At 36.7% G+C, this 19,031-nt stretch carries 15 protein-coding genes and 3 pseudogenes; 8 read left to right on the top strand and 10 right to left on the bottom strand.

Annotated elements, in window-relative coordinates; translation table 11 throughout:
* Positions 1 to 19: 19 nt before the first annotated feature.
* A complete protein-coding gene (locus tag ACSAZL_RS11735; protein ID WP_440944833.1) occupies positions 20 to 202 on the bottom strand; it encodes an antitoxin VapB family protein in 183 nt (60 codons plus the stop codon).
* Between the two features lie 81 nt (positions 203 to 283).
* A complete protein-coding gene (locus ACSAZL_RS11730; RefSeq protein WP_440944832.1) occupies positions 284 to 1,459 on the bottom strand; it encodes a multidrug effflux MFS transporter in 1,176 nt (391 codons plus the stop codon).
* Positions 1,460 to 1,902: 443 nt separating this feature from the next.
* Between ACSAZL_RS11730 and ACSAZL_RS11725 the strand changes: the two genes are divergently transcribed.
* From ACSAZL_RS11725 to ACSAZL_RS11695, 7 genes are all read left to right on the top strand, one after another.
* Positions 1,903 to 2,682 (top strand): alpha/beta fold hydrolase, encoded by a 780-nt coding sequence (locus ACSAZL_RS11725; protein WP_440944831.1) that lies wholly within the window; start codon positions 1,903 to 1,905, stop codon positions 2,680 to 2,682.
* Positions 2,683 to 3,058: 376 nt separating this feature from the next.
* Entirely contained in the window at positions 3,059 to 3,853 is a 795-nt protein-coding gene (locus ACSAZL_RS11720) for an alpha/beta fold hydrolase (RefSeq protein WP_440944830.1), read from the top strand.
* A 71-nt stretch (positions 3,854 to 3,924) separates the two neighbouring features.
* On the top strand, positions 3,925 to 4,560 hold the full coding sequence (locus tag ACSAZL_RS11715; RefSeq protein ID WP_440944829.1) for a LysE family translocator: 636 nt from the start codon (positions 3,925 to 3,927) through the stop codon (positions 4,558 to 4,560).
* Between the two features lie 450 nt (positions 4,561 to 5,010).
* Positions 5,011 to 5,526 carry a PAS domain-containing protein gene (locus tag ACSAZL_RS11710; protein ID WP_440944828.1) on the top strand — a complete coding sequence of 172 codons (516 nt, stop codon included), beginning with the start codon at positions 5,011 to 5,013 and terminating at the stop codon, positions 5,524 to 5,526.
* A gap of 62 nt (positions 5,527 to 5,588) precedes the next feature.
* The gene (gene tnpA, locus ACSAZL_RS11705) at positions 5,589 to 6,053 is read left to right on the top strand and encodes an IS200/IS605 family transposase (RefSeq protein ID WP_440944827.1); all 465 of its coding nucleotides are present in this window, start codon (positions 5,589 to 5,591) and stop codon (positions 6,051 to 6,053) included.
* Between the two features lie 579 nt (positions 6,054 to 6,632).
* Positions 6,633 to 6,815: a hypothetical protein gene (locus ACSAZL_RS11700; RefSeq protein ID WP_440944826.1), complete on the top strand. Its 183-nt coding sequence runs from the start codon at positions 6,633 to 6,635 to the stop codon at positions 6,813 to 6,815.
* Entirely contained in the window at positions 6,779 to 6,994 is a 216-nt protein-coding gene (locus ACSAZL_RS11695) for a DUF488 family protein, N3 subclade (protein ID WP_440944825.1), read from the top strand. Before ACSAZL_RS11700 ends, ACSAZL_RS11695 begins: the two co-directional genes overlap by 37 nt.
* Positions 6,995 to 7,223: 229 nt before the next feature.
* Here ACSAZL_RS11695 and ACSAZL_RS11690 read toward each other — a convergent pair whose 3' ends face one another.
* The 5 genes from ACSAZL_RS11690 to ACSAZL_RS11670 all read right to left on the bottom strand — a co-directional run bounded on the left by ACSAZL_RS11690 (position 7,224) and on the right by ACSAZL_RS11670 (position 14,966).
* Positions 7,224 to 9,632, bottom strand: a complete 2,409-nt coding sequence (locus ACSAZL_RS11690; RefSeq protein ID WP_440944824.1) for a hypothetical protein — start codon at positions 9,630 to 9,632, stop codon at positions 7,224 to 7,226.
* Between the two features lie 234 nt (positions 9,633 to 9,866).
* Positions 9,867 to 10,289 (bottom strand): hypothetical protein, encoded by a 423-nt coding sequence (locus ACSAZL_RS11685; protein WP_440944823.1) that lies wholly within the window; start codon positions 10,287 to 10,289, stop codon positions 9,867 to 9,869.
* On the bottom strand, positions 10,279 to 10,740 hold the full coding sequence (locus ACSAZL_RS11680; RefSeq protein ID WP_440944822.1) for a hypothetical protein: 462 nt from the start codon (positions 10,738 to 10,740) through the stop codon (positions 10,279 to 10,281). Before ACSAZL_RS11680 ends, ACSAZL_RS11685 begins: the two co-directional genes overlap by 11 nt.
* 114 nt (positions 10,741 to 10,854) lie before the next feature.
* Positions 10,855 to 12,234, bottom strand: a complete 1,380-nt coding sequence (locus ACSAZL_RS11675) for an AAA family ATPase (RefSeq protein WP_440944821.1) — start codon at positions 12,232 to 12,234, stop codon at positions 10,855 to 10,857.
* Positions 12,228 to 14,966, bottom strand: coding sequence for a leucine-rich repeat domain-containing protein (locus tag ACSAZL_RS11670; protein ID WP_440944820.1), 2,739 nt, complete (start codon positions 14,964 to 14,966; stop codon positions 12,228 to 12,230). The genes ACSAZL_RS11675 and ACSAZL_RS11670 overlap by 7 nt, the downstream gene beginning before the upstream one ends.
* Positions 14,967 to 15,168: 202 nt before the next feature.
* Between ACSAZL_RS11670 and ACSAZL_RS11665 the strand changes: the two are divergent.
* Positions 15,169 to 15,312, top strand: a pseudogene (locus ACSAZL_RS11665) (IS1634 family transposase); the annotation flags it as partial.
* A 252-nt stretch (positions 15,313 to 15,564) separates the two neighbouring features.
* Here the strand turns inward: ACSAZL_RS11665 and nifS are convergent.
* From nifS to ACSAZL_RS11650, 3 genes and pseudogenes are all read right to left on the bottom strand, one after another.
* Complete coding sequence (nifS, locus tag ACSAZL_RS11660) at positions 15,565 to 16,722, bottom strand: cysteine desulfurase NifS (protein WP_440944819.1); 1,158 nt, start codon at positions 16,720 to 16,722, stop codon at positions 15,565 to 15,567.
* A gap of 298 nt (positions 16,723 to 17,020) precedes the next feature.
* Positions 17,021 to 17,797, bottom strand: a pseudogene (gene tnpC / locus ACSAZL_RS11655) (IS66 family transposase); the annotation flags it as partial.
* Positions 17,798 to 17,839: 42 nt separating this feature from the next.
* Positions 17,840 to 18,898: pseudogene (locus tag ACSAZL_RS11650) on the bottom strand (sigma factor-like helix-turn-helix DNA-binding protein); the annotation flags it as partial.
* Between the last annotated feature and the right edge of the window lie 133 nt (positions 18,899 to 19,031).

The following is a 19,031-nucleotide window of genomic DNA, read 5'->3' as shown; positions in this document are numbered from 1 at the left end:
TTATTTTGTAAGTTCTTAATCAAAAAATCGGAAGCTCTCTTATTTTTCTGGAATCTTCTCCCAGCCTTTCCAGAACCTCCCCGTCTTTCAACGCCCCAAAATAAACAGACAGGTTTTCTTTTTCTTTCACCAGCAGGAGGTCAATAAAGTCACTAAAACTTTCTCCCTTCCGTTTTGCATTTTTCAGAGGAGTATGCCTCATCCAGGGTTGAGATTGCCTTTGTAGCCGTGTATATGTGGATGCATACACAGGGCAAACAAAGGTCCTTTGTTTGCCCTGTGTTCAGGCAGTTCCCCTGATCCCTCTCTTCTGTAAAACAATCCACGTAGCAAGCACCACAGCTCCGCAACCGAGAGCGATAGCTCCGAGCACAGGGATCTTATCCGCCCATTCCAGGGAGATAAACCACATGCCAACAGCTCCGAGAGTAAAGTAACTGAAGATCAGCAGGGAAGAAGCCGAACCGGCATCCCTGTCAACCTGTTCGAGTACAAGGTTGTTGCTCGGAGGACGGCTCAGGCCCAGGGAAAATGTGATCAGGAACATCGGGAGGGCAAAACTCCAGGGACCGTGCTGTCCGGTGAAAAGAAGGAAAACCCCGCCCAGGAAAATTCCTGCAAACCCGGCCGTCATCAGATGTTTTGACCTGATACTTCTTGTTAGCCGGAGGCAGGAGAAGGAACCGACCATCAGAGCCATGGCATTGAAGGCAAAGAAGTAACTGTATTTCTGCTCGGTCATGCCAAACCCGTTAATGTAGATGTCAGAAGAGCCTGCGATGTAACTGTACAGGGGAAAAAGGCTTGCCGACATGACAAGGACCATGACTATGTAGGAAGGGTTGAGCAGCAGCCGGCTGTAGGTATGCATTACCCGCGAAAGCGGAGTATCGGATATCTTTGGAAGTGTTTCAGGAAAGCGGAGGACTCCGATCAACCCGATTAAGCCCATAACTGCCTGAATGAAGAAGATCCAGGGCCAGGAGAAATCTGCAAGGACCCAGCCGCCAATGACCGGAGCGAGCATCGGGGCAAGCGCCATTATAACCGCGATGTAAGCCAGAATCCTTTCCCTCTCCTGCCCGGAGAAAATGTCTTTGGTCATGGCCATAGAGATGGAGGAACTGGCAGCAGCTCCTGCAGCCTGCAGTATTCGCAAACCTATCAGCATGGAGGCACTGGACGCAAAGGCACAGAGCAGGCTTGCCGCTATATACACCGCAAGCCCGAAAAGGAGGGGTCTGCGGCGGCCAAACCTATCGGAAATCGGGCCGTAAAAGAGCAGGAAAAACCCGTAGGTCACAAAGAAACAGACAAGGATCAGGTTAATCACCGACAGGGAAACGCCCCAGGTTTCGGCAAGGGAGGGGATGGCCGGTAAGATCATGTCCGTGGAAAGAGGAGGAAATGCCGTCAGAAGTGCCAGAAGCGGCACGGTTCCTTTCAGATTTCGCTTCAAATTACCTCCGGAACTATTTACCTTAGTAGTTTTAGTATCTACTTTATCATTTCTTTCTTGCTGAGAAGCCATAATAGGATCCTTTTTTCATTTTTATCATTAAGGGAATTTTAATTGGTTATTAATCTTTAAAGTGGTATCAACCTTTAAAGTGGTATCAATCTTTAAGCGGTTATTAATCTTTAAGTTGTATCAACCTTTAAGCAGTTATTAATTTTCAAGTTGTATCAATCTTTAATTGGTTATTAATATTCGAGTGATTATCAGTCTTTAAGTGGTTATCGTAGCTGTTATCAATCGGGAAGATGGTTACATGTGTAACTAACCCGGATGATTATCGAAGGAATCGAGTTGTATATAACAGTTGCGAAAGTAAAGTTCAGTATCAATAAATTTGAAAACCAATCTACTTTAAACCAAAGAAGCTTAAATCTGGTACAGGTATGGAAAATCTGAGAAAATACGGAAACCCTCCCTTTACTGTAGCCGTCATTCACGGCGGACCAGGCGCCCCAGGAGAAATGGCCCCTGTTGCGAGGGAACTCTCCTCCATTCGAGGAGTCCTTGAACCCCTCCAGACAAAAACAACTCTTGAAGGTCAGGTGAGGGAGCTCAGAGATGTTTTGGAAGAAAATGGAGCTCTGCCGGTGACCCTGATAGGTTTTTCCTGGGGGGCAATGCTCAGTTTTATCTTCACGGCCCGTTCCTCTCAGTTCGTAAAAAAACTGATTCTAATCGGAAGTGGGCCCTTCGAAGAAAAATATGCTGTAAACGTGATGAAGACCCGGATAAGCCGGTTAGGAAAAGAAGATTGGGAAAATTTCTTCTCCCTGAATGAAGCTCTGAACGATCCTTCAGCTAAAAAAAGGGATAAAGCGCTATGCAGCTTTGGAAAGTTGATGTCTAAAGTGGATGCTTATGATCCGATCCCCTATGAGGAAGAACTGCTCGAATGCAGCTATGATATCTTCAAATGCGTATGGGAAGAAGCCAGCGGATTGAGGATCAGTGGTAAACTCCTGCAAATGGGAAATAAAATAAAGTGTCCTGTAGTTGCAATTCATGGCGACTACGATCCTCACCCTTTTGAAGGAGTAAAAGAACCCCTTTCCAGAGTTTTAAAGGATTTCAGGTTTGTTTTGCTGGAAAAATGCGGACATAAACCCTGGGTGGAAAAGCAGGCAAAAGCGAGGTTTTATGACCTGCTGAAAGATGAAATTTGAAAGTAAACTAAGAAATAAACTAAGAAATAAACTAAGAAATAAACTAAGAAATAAACTAAGAAATAAACCTTTTTATTAAGTATAGCTGATCACGAGAGATAAAATTCTCCATTCAAACACGGTTAAAAGGGCAAGCAATGGCAGAGTCCCTTTCAAATTTCTTTTTAATTTTTCATTAGATTTATTTGTTTTTTGATGAGAATGATAGCAGGGTCTTTTTTAGCTTTTAATTGTTAAACGGTCGTAATAAATTGACTATCAATCGCAGGATTCGAAAGAGTTGAGCTGTGTATAATAGTTACGAAGCAAAGGTAAGAACCAATTGAATTCTAAAACCAATTGTTTTTAAGCTAAACAGGCTTAACGTGATAGACGTATGACGTATCTGAGGAAATACGGAAATTCACCGTTTACTACAGCCGTTATCCACGGCGGACCTGGTGCTCCTGGAGAAATGGCCTCTGTCGCCAGAGAACTTTCCTCCTTTACCGGAATCCTTGAACCACTCCAGACTAAAGCAAGCATTGAAGGCCAGATACAGGAACTGAAATCTATTTTGAAAGAGCATGGGGCTCTGCCGGTAAACCTTATAGGGTTTTCCTGGGGTGCAACACTCAGTTTTATCTTTTCAGCTCTTTACCCTCGATTAGTGAGAAAACTGATTCTTGTCGGAAGTAGTCCGTACGAACAGAGATATGCTATAAACGTAACGAGTACCCGGATAAGCAGGTTAGGAAGGGAAGATTGGGAAGACTACCGTTCTCTGGACGAAGTTCTTAATAATTCTACCGCTAAAAACAAGAATGAAGCTTTTTACAGCCTGGGAAAGCTGCTCTCGAAAGCTGATACCTATGACCCTCTGCCCCATGATGCAGAATTGGTCAAATATAACTATGATGTATTCAAAAGCGTATGGGGAGAAGCGCATGAATTAAGAAGCAGCGGTAAACTTCTGAAACTGGGAACAAAAGTCAGGTGTCCTGTAGTTGCAATTCACGGAGACTATGATCCCCACCCATTCGATGGGGTTAAAGAACCCTTATCAAGGATTTTAAATAATTTCAGATTTATTTTGCTGGAAAAATGCGGCCACAGACCCTGGATTGAAAGAGAAGCAAAGGAAAAGTTTTATGAACTGCTGGAGAAAGAAATCCATAAACAACGCCTTTAAAATAATATATTAATTCACATTTAAACCCATCTTCCGAATATAGTCAGAAGGGAAAATGGTTAGAAGGAAAAGTGAGAAATTTGATAGAACAGTCACAGTTAATCTATTTCATTGCAGCCTCTGCAGCTCTTACATTCCTTCCGGGCCCCGACATTTTATTCGTGCTTACCCAGAGCATTTCACAGGGCAAAATGGCAGGAATTGCAACCGCAACAGGTCTGTGTACGGGTATACTCGTCCACACCAGCGCAGCTGCCTTGGGGATTTCCGCTCTTCTGTACAAATCTGCCCTTGCCTTTGAAATCGTAAAATATGCCGGTGCAGCTTATTTGCTTTACCTTGCCTGGCAGGCTTTGAGGGAAAGCGGGGAACTGGTATCTTCTGCCCCCGTAAAAGAAACAAATGCTTTTGCCCTTTACAGGCGCGGGATTTTCATGAATGTCCTGAACCCTAAAGTTGCTCTCTTCTTCCTCGCGTTCCTTCCCCAGTTTGTAAACCTGGAATCAGGAAGTGTCCCGCTGCAGATGATATTTCTGGGAATAGTATTTCTGGTACAGGCCTGGCTGATCTTTTCCGCAATCTCGGTCTTTGCCGGGACCATCGGAGATAAGATCGTACAGAGGCCGGGCATTGGGAAGTATATTAGCTGGGGAAAAGCAGGTATTTTTACCGTAATCGGGGTAAAACTTGCGCTGTCTCATAAATGAATCCGTAAATTGATTAATAAATCAAGGTCAACAGGTCAGTCTGCAGATAAATAATAAGGCCAATAGGTCAATCCGCAGATAAATAAATGTTATGAAAAATTGACTGCAAAAAAGTCCCTGGCGAATAAGGCTTTCGGAGAACAATTCTTCCGGAAAACAAAATTGGGGGGAAGAGGGAGCACTAGCCAGCTTCCAATCAAAGTTTTATTTTTTCCCTGCCGCCTTAATTAGGTAAGATTTTCGCTGTCTTTAAGATTTAAAAAAATTATTCAAATTAACAGATAAATGACAGTATAAATATAATACAAAATATATGATATTTTGTGTATTGTTTTTTATTTTATTATATTATATATGACAAAAAGAATGAATTACTATAATTGTCTATGTAATAAGCAAGAATATCATTTCTACAGCGCAGTTGAGTCTTACAGATGTTAGGGTGTTTGAATGGAAAAAACAGAACAACTCAGTCAAAACTCTACTGAATATGAAACTTCAAGACAAAAGAACCTGTCAGAAGATATGAAGCTTTTTTACTCTATTTTCGAAAATGCACCTCTCGTAATGATGGTTGTAAACCGGGAAGGAAAGATTGAAAACATAAATCATACAACTTCTGAAGTTCTTGGTATACAAAAAAAACATTCATTGGGGCTATTAGGTGGAGAACTTTTTTCCTGTGTAAATTCCTTTGAAGATGAGGGGTGTGGAAAGAATCCTAATTGTGGGGACTGTCCTGTTAGAACTATAGTTATGCATACTTTCCGTACTTCAAAGAATGTCTACAAAAAAGAAGGCGAGCTTACTATTAGAGTAAATAATCAGCTGTCAAAAAGATTTTACTGCTATGGGAGCGCGGAGGGTCACGAATGCCCAGACTTTCAAGTCTGGGATGAAGTGAACCCTCGCAGGTTTTTGGATATACACCTTAAAAATCTAAAATCGTCACTTTTTTCAATATAATGTTTTTTGACACCATAGCCACAGGGGGGTTGCAGCCACCTATGGCTAGGATGTGATAAGCATTGGAATTGCGTAGTTTTAGCCATGGCTATGGTCAGATCACCTACCACATCGTATTGGCGCCTAAGTACAGATTCAAAATATTCTACAACAAGAAAGTTAAAAAGGATTGCGAATCAATCCTCAAAAACATTTGTACTGAGAAAGGATATAGAATACATGCCATGGAAGTAGTAGAAGATCATGTGCACTTGTTTGTGGAATTCCATCCAAGCACCTCACTATCCAAGGTAATTCAACACCTAAAAGGAGGAAGTTCTTACAGATTATTTAAGCTTCATCCTGAATTAAGGGAAAAATACTGGGGTGGAAGTTTATGGTCAAGTGGCAAGTTCTATAGATCAATTGGGAATGTAACTGCTGACACAATCAGGCATTATATTAACAAATCCCAAGGAAAACCAAAAAAAGAGATTAGATCTAATAGAATAAAGAAATCTGGACAATTGAAACTAACCGATTTCTAACTTCCCCAGAAATAGGCGGACGGCCCGAAGCATACCCTACCTTTTAAGGTAGGGTGGCCGTCCGCAATTTGATTTTTTATTATGTTATAATGTTGTCATTATGATGTAAGTTATAGTGTCCTCAATATCATAAACAAAAAATTTTCTATAATAATATTCCTCCTTAAAACCTTAAATTCTTAAATGTATGTTAATGGACGGTCGCAAATTATTGATTTGAACTCTTTAAACCCTTAAGAACGCTTAAGATTTTAGCAATTATTTAAGGTTTTATCTTAAACTTGACTTTGTCAATAAAAATCATACTTGTAATTCTAAAGTCCTGTAAAGTATAGACCATATAATTTACCTAGCTTTACTTTTCCGATTGGCTGCTTTTTTACGTGGCTTCTAACAACTTGATTGGTCCGAGACCAATCACGGCAACTTAGAAGAAATGGAGAGGTAGAAGTCTTACAACCTGTAGTCCAGGAAAAGCACCCGAAGCTGGATGGAAAGGACAGGTAATCACTTCTAACGCCGAGAAGCTAATTTTATTAATAATTCTTATCATATTACATATTTTGCTGGTGAACGATTATGCTTAAAGAAACATACAAAAGAAATATACCAAAAGTACGAGATAAATTCCCTTCCGCAAAATTCATTGATGTGGCACCACCTAGCAACTCACCATTAAGTCCAAGTCCAGAGCTAATGTCGGATTACAGAAACGATAAGATCACATGGGACGAGTATACAAAAGATTCAAAGAAGAAATGAATACACCAACAATAGAAGCGTTTCTGTTGGATATAGCCAAACAGGCAGTAAATGAAGAGGTATATCTTCTTTGTAACGATAAAGCTCAAGAACAACATTGTCATAGATTCATTCTAATGGATATAATTGAAGAACTTGCAAAGGTGAATAACATTCCGCTTAAAATAGTTAAATCTTAAACTTTTACTCTATCCTCTTTATTCGGCTTGTTTAGCACTTGCAACACTCAAGCCTTCTGTGTGCATGTAGCTACAACTTACGCTAAGCTATTTTAGCAATCGATTTATTTTCGGACTTACATACTTGTGAGGTAAAAATCAATAACATCAAACATCTTATCTGAAAATTTGGATTTAAAAAATTGTTGCTTTACTTCTGTTGATTTTGTGCAAGCGCGTCTTAAAATTATTACTTTTGTATATTTTCAACGAGATTACGCTCCATGCGGCGTTTGATACCAAGTTTGATTAATTTAAACAAAAAGGCTTGTGGGGTCAAAGGAGGTACTTCAGCCAATGCTTGATGATATATAACAGTAGAAGGAGTCAAGCTGGGAAGGCTGTTTGCTTCTATTACCATTATTTGGTCACTTTTCGTGTTGAAGAATATATCAATACGCGCATAGCCTTGGATACCCAAAGATTTGGCGGCCTTTTCGATCTTTGTCTTTATGAAAACGAGTTGCTTGTTCGTGATCATCGAATCTGGCGGTGGAGTTAGATTAATGCCAGTTCCACCTTGAAATTTATCTTCAAGTGATAATATACTTCCTAACTTTACCAGCGTAACGCTAGGCGACAAAGCGTGATAAATGCCATTGTCTTCCAAAACGCTTATGGTCAGTTCAATCCAACATGTTTTGGATTTGTGAACCAAATCAAAACCATCAACATAAATCTCATCCGTCACGATATATGGTTCAAGCATTAGATTGTCTACATACATTGGCAATTCTATCAGTGAAGACTGCTGTTCAAGCATTTCCTCATCAAGTATCTTTTGACCATGTTCTATTGCCTGCAAATAAATTTTAAGATCATTTGCCGACTTCAAACGCGCTACACCCATTGAGCATCCATCAGCTTGTGGCTTGATGAGGATATCATTGGTTTTAAGCTTCTGAGTGGCATCCTTCCAGATTTTTTCCGATTTTTCAGCTTTCTTTGCAGGGATGAGTATTTTCGGTGCCGATATCAAAAAAGGATCTTTGAGATTGGATAAAACTTTTCCTGTTTCATGCTTATCGATACATAGATGGGAAGCTTCAACATCGGAGCCGTTATAGGCTAGATTATATTGATTAAGTTTGGCTTGCACTCTACCATCTTCGCCTTCACCTCCATGAAGAGCAATAAAAACAAATGCATTCTCTTCGGCAGCTTCCTGACAGAACTGATCAAAACTTATGCGACGTGGCAGGATCAATACGTTTTTAGTTAAGGGTTCCATACCCAAGCGTTCACATAAAGGCGGCACGAGGACTTTGAGTCTTGAGACAATTTCTTCTGCTTCGGCGCAATGTGCCAGAATTTCTTCAACCGTATAATTAAGCACAAAGCTATAGGGCAACTGCCAAACTTCATTTTTCGGTGCTAGGATATAAGGTGAGGACAGAAAATCCACCGCATAAAGAGTCTTGAGCCATACATTTGTGCCCGACATAACAGATACTTGCCGTTCTGTTGACTCACCACCGAAAAGAATGCGAATTTTTTGCGCATCTGGATTTTTCATCGCCTGATCGACATCACAATTGATTCCATAACGCTTCGCTGCATGCGTTACTATATATCGTAGCATGTCACTATGGCCAAAGCCAATGCGGCTACTTTGGATGAACATGTTACTGACCTGTTCCATGCCAGAAACAGGATTAAAATCAGAGAAAATCAGCTGTCTGTCATCCAAAATACGGCCATCAAGTCGCGAAAAATCGCGCATCTCGAAATGTGAGAACAGACATTCAGCAGATTTTTGGATTTGCTTAACATACTCGTCATTAAAACGAGGGGGGCAATGATATTCTACTTGATGAGAAGGCAGATATTTATTACGGTAAGTAAATATTTCGCCTCCTAACAAATCGATCTCAGTCGGAATAAGCGCAACTGGCTTATCCTCCTGATTTTGCAAAACAATGACCGTGAATTCGTGACCCTTGCAGTAAGGCTCAATCATAGCTTGACTGCCTTGTTTATTGGTGAAAATATTGTTTGCGCACTTTACTGCTTCTTCCGGAGTCTGAGCTGTCGCTACTCCAATGCTCGATCCACCAACAGAGGGCTTTACCACAACTTTTTGGATATGTAGGTACTCGAAAAATTCTTCAACTTTTTGCAGACGAACATCGGGTGCATCACTTTCCTCTACGATACAATTTGGGAGAGTGGAAAATCCTCGTTCTGTCATATCTGCCATTTCAATATTAGCTTTTACCTTATTGAACATACGACGACATGATTTAGAGGAAGACCCTACAAAGGGAATATTATTGTTTTCTAGCAGTTCTTGCAATGCTCCATCTTCGCCAAATTCGCCATGAATAAGTGGAAAAACAATGTCCAATAAGTGGCAAGCATCAATAAACTTGCCTAACGATAAGGGTTGCGCTATATTTGCTAATTTGAAATCAAAATCTGACGGCGTGTTGGAATAAAGCTGCGCGAGTGAGACGCGATAGAAATTACGATTTAAATCGCAGTAAAAAGGAACAACATCCCATCCTAGCGACGTTAGATGATCCATTGCCGAACGAGCTGAATTCAAGGAAACGCCGCGTTCCGTTGAGGGGCCACCAAATATTAGACCAATACGCATTAGAAAACCTCCTTTAAAATAATTATAAGTAAAACATCACAATTGTGCCACCATTTCTACTATTGCACCCAATTAACTCTTCGGCTTTGTGGAATTCTCAGCAAAGTTGCCTTTTTTCATTATATCCACATGTATCCTACCCTTCGTTTGATAAGGATATCTTTCATCATGCAGAAAACAGTATTTTGCAGTCGCAATTTAGAACATCTTTTATTGTGTATTAATTATCTAATTTTAGGGACTAATATATTCGTTAATTACATCCAAAATTCTTTCATGCAATTTAGGTAATTCTTTCTTTTTTTTGTTTTTGAATAATTCACTTTTAATTTCCCAATAATGATGTTGAATAAAGTTCTGATCTGTTCGTTTAATTTCTTTTCTGATTTTTTTTTTCAATTTATTAGGAATATAGATACTTTTTGTGGAATCCAAAAAATTCTGAATCTCTTCTTTTTGTCCTCTTCTTGCAATTTCGGCTAGTTTTTCAATTGATTCGCCAATTTTCGCCTGATTTGCCATTATATATATATTTCGAGCATTGTATTTTAAAGATAAATAAGTAACAAAGATAGTAATAATACCAGTTATAAAAATAGGCATGGAAGGCACAACTATTTTAGAAACGGCATCTATTGTTTCAGTTTCATTTAACATTTTGACGACGCCTTTTGATCTCTTCCCAAAGTTCCCATGTACACTTACAAGCGATTCCGTGTTTAATTGTTATTTCTTTATTTAATGTATCTAAGTAAATACATCTTTTGTCTTCCACTGTTGAAACGATTATTTTATTATCAAGACTTTTTGCTACATCTAAGTATATTTTTTTACTTTCAAGCATCGTATTTTTAATTTCATCGAAATCGTCTTCATCAAATCCTCCTTCTTCTATTTCTTTTAAACATGCAGCCTCTGAGACAATTTTTGTAAAATATTCTAGAATTTCATCTGGAAATCTACGTATAAAATGTTGATATTCATCAGCAATATTTCGATTTCGGCAAATTACAATTTCTTTTCTTATTACAGCTTCAAGTATTTCAAATAAAGAGTGTATCTCATTACTAATAATCCAACAGGAATTAATCCCATTCTCTTCAATCACTCGCTGAAATACCACGGTAATAGAACATGGCTGTTTATCTGAACTGTATTTCTCAAATAGTGAGGCGTCAAGAACAAATTTATTTGGCATTTTATCCCTTTTACTTCTTAAGACTTATTTTATTCCAGATAGATTTTCCAGTATTTTACCTGCCATGTCTCTTGATTCTTCCAATCTAAAATTAGTTATATAATTATCTGGTAAGTTTAGATATTGACCATCTGAATTTATTTCAATTTTAGAAGCTAATGAGGCATGTTGAGTCTCCTCATATTCAATATAATAAATAATAATGTCATCTGAAGATATTTTTTTATCTGCAACACAATATCTTATTCTTTCAATTAAATAATCAGAATGAGTTTCAATAAGATATTTACCATTACCATTTTTAACCGATTGTACGAAAAAATTCCCCAAATAAGCTTGAACCCTAGGATGAAGATGTACCTCTGGCTGCTCTACAGCTATCATCGTATCTTTGTCAGCCAATAAACTTTGAACAATGATGGGTAAAATTTGTGAAATACCGAAACCCACATCTGCAAAATTTACTTCTAATTCTTTTTTGTGAGTGATCAGTTCAAAAATGAAAGTACCTGTAATAGCATTATTTGTAACTTTTATCTTGTAAGCTAATTCCAAGTTTTCTAAAATATTCAGAACCTCATTTTGTAAGGTCGAATTATTTGCGATTGTTTGAATTTCATTTTCATCTATGCAGCTTATTTCATCCGTTTGCTTGAAATCATAGGCTCGAAAGGCTGTAGGACGTATAGGCCCAATAAATTTTATATTTTCAAATTCCAATCTTACATTTTCATAAAATCTAACTGAATCCTCGTTAATTTTGGAATACAAATTTAATATTTTATTAAAATAATATCTAACTTCTTCTTGACTCAGTTTTGGAGAATTATCGTTCCTGTAATATTGATCGCAAACTTCTGAAAACAAAGACTCTTTCTCTTCATTGTCGAAGAAATTCTCAATTATATAAAAAAAGTTTTTTCTATATAGCCGTGGATTTATTCCTTCAAACAAATTATTCTCATTCACACTAGTGAATCTAAAGTCATTTGATATATATACATCATGTTCTTTTTTCGATAGTGCTTTCTTTATGCCATCTGCTATGTACTCAAATTCGCCATTGCTACTCGAAAAATATTTTATATATATCTTACCACTAAAAGGACATTTTGCGATTCTTACATCAAAATAAGTATTATCCCCAAATTCAATATTAAATCCAACTTCCCCATTTTCAAAATTTTGGTTAACAATAGAATCGAAGCTGCCAAAATCTAATGTTCCTTTAAAATTAAGAACATCAGAAGTACCACACCCAAATGTTTGCTTCATAAGTCTAATTGAGTTCAAAATACTAGTCTTACCACCACTATTTGGTCCAACTAGTATTGTTATCGGTTTCAGTTCAATTTCTGCATTTCTGAAAGCTTTGAAATTCTTAAGAATTATTTTCTTTAACATAGACGTTCACTAAATTTAAGTGTCTTTTTTGTAAATACCTTTTTTAAAATTTGTAGTATTTTTTCTTCTTCAAGTTCATTTGAGATGTTGGCTTTTCCAAATCCTAACAAACTTTTAACATAATACTCTTTTTGTGCTCCTTCGGGAACAACTCTTTGGATTCCTCTTCTTTCCAAAGAAACTAAATGATTATATTCTATAGATACTTCTGGCTCATCTGGCAGACATATTTTTTCGATGGCTTTTAAATTTTTAAAACTTCGATTAATTTCCCTTATATTAAAGAGTATACTTGAAAGATAATCACGTTTCTGAACACCATTTACATAAACATAAATTAGTTTTTCATTATGATCCACTTTAACTACAGAATAAGAATTAAAATCTTTGTTTTCCAGAACTACGCCTGTTCTCCACTGCAGATTATCTTTTATGTCTTCATGCATTTTAACAATGAAACGTGGCATCACTGAAAGCGGAAGAAAATCGTAATCAATTAAAAATTTCAAAGCCCCTTCATACTCAAATTCATAATCAGGCTCCTGAACTTCTAGCAAACTAGGAAGAAGCAAAGTATGATCATCAAGGTCATAGGAAAGTTCAAATTTCTTCATTAAACCAATAATAAAAACATATTGATCTAGTGGATAATAAAAGTTACTTCCTTTACTTTGTCTTAAAATATTAGGCAACATATCAAGTTTCAAAATACCTCTTGATTCAGCAATTTCCTTTGAGTTAACAATCTTATTTACGGCATTGGTAATCCATTCTGGCTCTAGAACATATGTATTCAAGAGATTTATGTCTCTAAAATGAAGTATTACACCTAAATCATGAAGAAAATCAACAAGAGTATTTCGCTCAGATTCTTCAGTTATCCCTTCTTCATCACATATATTTGTATAGTCTTTGTATTCAATAAAAGAGCGAACTTTAAAATTATTTTTGTTATCAGTATTCGATTGACAATTAAGATGAATACATTCAAGTCTTTTCTTTACATTGAACCAACTTTTAGGCCACTTTATCTCTGGACTGTTTAGTTTACACAGTTCTTCATTTAAAGTGCTTAAAAACTCATCAATCCCTTCACCTGATTTACAAGACAATCGATAAAAACCCCTGATGGAGGGATATTTTTTCATAAGGAATTTTCTATTTATATCAAACGCTGGATTCTCATCAATTTTATTCATTACAATTAGTACCGGAGAATTGTCACTGAAGTTTTCTATTAGCTTTAGCCAGTATTCGGAGTTTTCATTCTTTCTTCCATCAAGTACTAAGATATAAAGACTCCTCCTTGACAAAAAAAACTGATGAGTGGCGTGCATAATCTCCTGCCCACCAAAATCCCAAAAATTAGCGTTTATTTCGCTTCTACCGTTGTTTATTACCCATTTCTTGATTTTGATACCCTGGGTTTGTGGTTCATCTCCATCTATATTTTTCCCACAAATCTTTTTTACCAAAGAAGTTTTACCTGCACCACCGTCTCCAACAAGAAGAACTTTAACTTCATTTAACGGCTTTTTTTCACCTTCCAAACTCAAATAGTAAAGAATTGCTTCCCTACCTTTTTTTGCGATCTCCAGCGGAAGATTTTCAATAGGATTCCCTTCAAAGTAAATTCCACTTAGATTATTTTTTTCCCACGAAGAACTTCTTTCCCAAAAATTATTAAATTTTTCCCATTTAATTGGAAGATCAAGTTTCACAATATCAGAAGGAAGGAAATTCAGTTGATTACTGGATATATCAAGTAAAGTAAGGTTTTTCAACTCAAAGATCTCAGAGGGAAGAGAACTCAGTTGATTACCAGATATATTAAGTTGTGTAAGGTTTTTTAACTCAAAGATCTCAGGGGGAAGAGAACTCAGTTGATTACCAGATATATTAAGCTGTGTAAGATTTTTTAACTCAAAGATCTCAGGGGGAAGAGAACTCAGTTGATTTCCGGCTATGTTGAGTACAGTAAGGCTTTTCAATCCCAATATTTCGGAAGGGAGAGAATTTAGTTGATTTCCAGATATATCAAGTAGAGAAAGGTTTTTCAACTCAAAGATCTCAGGGGGAAGAGATATCAAGTGATTCCCACAGACGTTAAGCTGTGTAAGGTTTTTCAACTTAAAGATTTCAGAGGAAAGTGAACTCAATTGATTCCAACGTATGTCAAGTTGTGTAAGGTTTTTTAACTCAGAGATTTCTAAGGGAATTGAACGTAGTTGATTATTGGATATAGAAAGTTGAGTTAGATTTTTTAACTCAGAGATTTTAGACGGAATTGAACGCAGTTGATTTCCAGATATATCAAGTAGAGAAAGGTTTTTCAACTCAAAGACTTCAGTGGGGAATGAACTCAGTAGATTCTCAGCCATGTTGAGCTGTGTAAGGTTTTTTAACTCAAAGATCTCAGGGGGAAGAGAACTCAGTTGATTACCAGATATATTAAGCTGTGTAAGATTTTTTAACTCGGATATTTTAGAGGGGAGAAAACTCAATTGATTCTCAGATATATCGAGTTGAATAAGGTTTATTAACTCAGAGATTTCAGGAGGAAGAGAACGTAGTTGATTTTTAGATATATTGAGCTGTGTAATTTCTTTTAATTCCAAAACACTTGGAGGTATTGAATACAATCCTTTGAAAGATAGATCAAGTACTTGGTCAAATTGGGTTATTTTTTTTTGACCCTCTTGAATGAGATGTTCAATATCACTCTGTTCCATATGATTATACACTCATTCCTTTATTAGTAATTATAGAAGAAAATCAAAATATTTGACAAATCTATGAAGTTATTCAATAGCTCACAAAACAAAAAAGCAAGACTCCTTTATTAATTTATCCCTTTGATCCTCCACAAGCAGATGTAACCTTAATTTATCATTAATATAAAAATAAGTAATATTGTTTTTCGTAAATAGTTTGATGAAAACAAAAAAAGCATTTCCTTCTTTACCTTACAAGAATATATGTTTTTCTATCGGGTCTATATTTGCTGTTCAATACTTTTTTGAGAAACTTAATTTTCTTGATATTTTCAGCAAGCATAAAAGCCAGAGTTTAGATCTAAAGTTTTAGGATAGGCTCTATGGGAAAAACGCAATTTAAGACAGTCTCAGTATCTTCAAATTTGATCTGTAACATAAACCTATAAAGGGATTTAAAGCTTGTAAATATGGTCGAAAATTAAATGGTTGAAACACTAGTAAAGACTTTTTTAAAATCTACATTCGGTAAGATTACACAAATAAAAGTAACGTAACAGTTGACTTTTCCAAAAGATTGAAATCGTGTTAACAACGCAGATGTTACAGCGTTTATTTATATGAGAGATTTTTGTCTAAGCTTATTTACAATGCTTGGGAGGATTTCGAGTACATAGTTTATTTCTTCTTTAGTATTATACTTGGAATTAGTCAATCTGATGGCTCCGTTTGCCTCTTCGGTTGACAATCCGCATGCTCGTAGCACCTCTGAAGCTTCAGCACTCTTAGATGTGCAAGCACAACCAGTTGATACTTCGATTCCGGCTAAGTTCAAGGATGACACCAAAGATTTACCGTTGATGAAATTGAAGCTCACATTTACATTATTTGGCGCACGCAGTTTTGGGTGGCCATTAAGGCGTACATCTTCTATTTTAAGTATTCCATCTATGAGCCTATCCCTAAGATTCATCATATGATCCTTGTTTTTATCAAAATCCCTTGCTGCAATTTCAAAAGCTTTACCCATACCAACTATTCCAGGTACATTTTCTGTGCCAGCTCTTAGATTGTACTCTTGATTACCACCAAGAATTTGAGGTTGTATTCTAGTATTTTTTTTCAAATATATTGCGCCTATGCCTTTAGGTCCATGTATCTTATGGCTATCCATTGAGAGTATATCAAGATCCAATTTTTTTACATCTATAGGCATTTGCCCAATGGCTCCAACAGCATCTGTATGGAAATAAACATTATGATCTTTTGCAATATGACTAATTTCTTTTATTGGTTGTATCGTTCCTATTTCATTATTTATTGTCATTATGCTTATGAGTATTGTTTCCTCTTTGATTGCTTCTTCTATGTGTGCTGGGTTGATGATTCCATCTTGGTCAACTGGTATGTATGTTACTTCAAATCCATTTTCATCTAAAAAATTACACATCTGCCGAATAGCAGGGTGCTCAATACTAGATGTGATTATGTGATTGCCTCTTTTCTTATTGGCATAGGCGATACCATAAAGTGCAAGATTATCTGACTCAGTGCCTCCAGATGTAAAAATAATTTCATCAGATTCTGCGCCGATTAGACCGGCTATTTGATCACGTGCTTTCTGAATGGCGGCATTAGCCACTAGTCCTATTGTGTGTAAGCTAGATGGGTTCCCATAGTTTTCAGAAAAAAAAGGTAACATCTCTTCTAAAACTTCTTCATTTAATTTAGTAGTTGCACTATTATCCAGGTATATCCTATTCAAGTTTTTCACCTATTCTTGTTGAGCTCATCCCAAAACCTACTTTATTCTGGCATTAATGAAAATCTCATAACTATTATCCTGATCAGTAGACCAATTAATAATTCCAAATTTGAAATACAGAGACGCGAATTTGAGTTTTGGGATTAGCTCGTTTATTGGGTCAATCGTTATTTACAGAACTTTTTGCTTAATATTAAATAATATCTGCTAGGTTTGAACACCACGATATATTTTAATTTTTAGTTGTTGTTACTTATGGCTGCTAATTTTATACCTAAATATGTAAATCATATTGTTTTGTAACTGTTCAGAGTATAGTTAACGGCGCTCCTATGAGCGCCGCACGAATACCCTCTAAAACAGGCAAATCATTCTTTTTTCCTGTAGAAATATACGCCCTAATTCTGCAGAAAGCTTGCGCTCCCATTGCTTTTCTGAAAGTTCCCGATATTTTCTGCTGTAGTTTCATCATCCTGATATCTCTCTCTGCCTGATTATTCTCAAACGGAACTTTCAAATCTGTCAGGAATCTCAGAATCTCTTCTTTGTGTTCCATAAACCTATCCAGCAGATTCCTTGCTTTTGTTTTTGGACTTTTACCGCGTTTTCCTTGCTTTTAAGGGTTTAGAGAATGTGGATTTTCTTCGATTCCTTTCATGACTGCAGCATCAAACCTTTCTTCCAATGCTTTAATTTGCTCAAAATCCAGTTCTTTGACTTGCTCTTTACACTCATCAGTGTATTTTTTCATCTCAGTGAGCAGTTCATTCATTTCTTTCGGCCACTGCTGTTTATAATTCTCTTCAATTCCAGTAAGTTCTCTCTGTAAATGAGCGTTACAGAGAGCATGATCACAATCATAAACGTTGTAAGGTTTCCATCCATCGTGAACTGCTACTCCCTTAAACTCGGGAAGAATTTCCATAGCGTCTATTGCTTCTGCTCCTCTTTTTGGATGAGCAAAATAGCAGGTGTATTTGTCATTAGAAGCTACATGAAGCCAGTGTCTTTTTCCTTCAATCTTCATCCCAGTCTCATCAAAATTGACTACACGAGATTCTAATAACTTCTCTCTAATAACGTTTGGTGCTCCCTCATTAATTAGTTGATTTTTTGAGGGGAAACCATAATTTAACAAATCTATTAAAGTCCATTTCTTTTTAGTAATTCCAGATTCTTCTGCAGGTGTTTTCTTTCCCAATACACCATTTTCTTTTTCTTTTGTTAATCCTCTATGATCTCTGCAAAAGCTAAAATAAGTGCAGTAAAGCCTCATTTGATAATACAACCATTTAAGTTTCTTTGAAAATCCTATTGTCTTCCTTGAAACTCTGTTATTATCCTGTCTAAAAGTTAGATTCTGCCTTTCAAGTAAACTCGTTGATATGTTTCTTTGATCCATTTTTTGACCAAAGATAACTCTTTTTTCAACTTTCTTAAGCTTCTGACCTTTCTTGTTTTTGATTACCTGAGCATAGTTCAGGTTTTTGTCAGGTACAATTGCTGGTTTCCTGGGTCTTCCTCTCTTTCCCGTTTTAGGGAACCCCACCAGTTTTCCGTATTTTTTCAAAAGAGCTTCAGCATAGAATTTTAATCCATCTGTAACGAAAAAGGGTTTTGAATCTGAAAGATGTTTATCTGTAACCTCTACAAATTCATCCGCTACATACTGTTTTCTGGGTCCTAATGTAAAGTCAATTATTAACCTGGATTCAGGTGCAAAACTTACCCACAACCACGTTCCATCGTCTTCAATTTCTGTTCTTGGTGCAACTTTTTTTCAACTATTACCCATAGTTCATCCATCTCAACTTTGGAGAGATTGAGGTTTTTCATTAAATTTTCATTTATTATATCACATTGTTTCGCTGCGCGAAACAACCAGTTACTAACTGTAGCTGGTTGAACCTCCAGTACTTCTGCAATGGCTTGTATTGACATTCCTTTAATAGCCATTTTTAAGGCTAACTGGATAATGAATTCGTCTTTGCGAAGAAGAAGGTATGGTTCGATCATTGAACACTCTGCCGCACTCGCGGCAGATGTATTTTCGAACTCTCTTGTTCTTGATTTGATAGGTGCCATTACCTATGATATTTTCTTTTCCAGAAATACCATAAAATTTACAATCTTGATTAGGACAGAAAACATTAGTGAACTTTGGTTTTGCTCCTCTTTTTCCCATTACCAAATATTAGTCGGCAATAATATATAATATCAACTGGATATAAATGGAGCGCCTAACGTTTTCAAATCCCACTAAATTCTGTTTTATCCCGAAATTATTTCGCGCTAGATATGTTAGTTGTAATCCCTTA

Source organism: Methanosarcina mangrovi (assembly GCF_052057765.1).
Lineage (GTDB): Archaea > Halobacteriota > Methanosarcinia > Methanosarcinales > Methanosarcinaceae > Methanosarcina.
The sequence above is the reverse complement of the archived record's forward strand: the minus strand, read 5'-3'. Positions and strand labels throughout refer to the sequence as shown.

Coding starts and splice junctions, on each gene's coding strand:
- ACSAZL_RS11675 (WP_440944821.1), bottom strand. CDS start 12,234: ATGTTAAAGAAAATAATTCTTAAGAATTTCAAAGCTTTCAGAAATGCA.
- ACSAZL_RS11690 (WP_440944824.1), bottom strand. CDS start 9,632: ATGCGTATTGGTCTAATATTTGGTGGCCCCTCAACGGAACGCGGCGTT.
- ACSAZL_RS11685 (WP_440944823.1), bottom strand. CDS start 10,289: ATGTTAAATGAAACTGAAACAATAGATGCCGTTTCTAAAATAGTTGTG.
- ACSAZL_RS11725 (WP_440944831.1), top strand. CDS start 1,903: ATGGAAAATCTGAGAAAATACGGAAACCCTCCCTTTACTGTAGCCGTC.
- ACSAZL_RS11710 (WP_440944828.1), top strand. CDS start 5,011: ATGGAAAAAACAGAACAACTCAGTCAAAACTCTACTGAATATGAAACT.
- ACSAZL_RS11700 (WP_440944826.1), top strand. CDS start 6,633: ATGCTTAAAGAAACATACAAAAGAAATATACCAAAAGTACGAGATAAA.
- ACSAZL_RS11670 (WP_440944820.1), bottom strand. CDS start 14,966: ATGGAACAGAGTGATATTGAACATCTCATTCAAGAGGGTCAAAAAAAA.
- ACSAZL_RS11695 (WP_440944825.1), top strand. CDS start 6,779: ATGGGACGAGTATACAAAAGATTCAAAGAAGAAATGAATACACCAACA.
- ACSAZL_RS11735 (WP_440944833.1), bottom strand. CDS start 202: ATGAGGCATACTCCTCTGAAAAATGCAAAACGGAAGGGAGAAAGTTTT.
- ACSAZL_RS11720 (WP_440944830.1), top strand. CDS start 3,059: ATGACGTATCTGAGGAAATACGGAAATTCACCGTTTACTACAGCCGTT.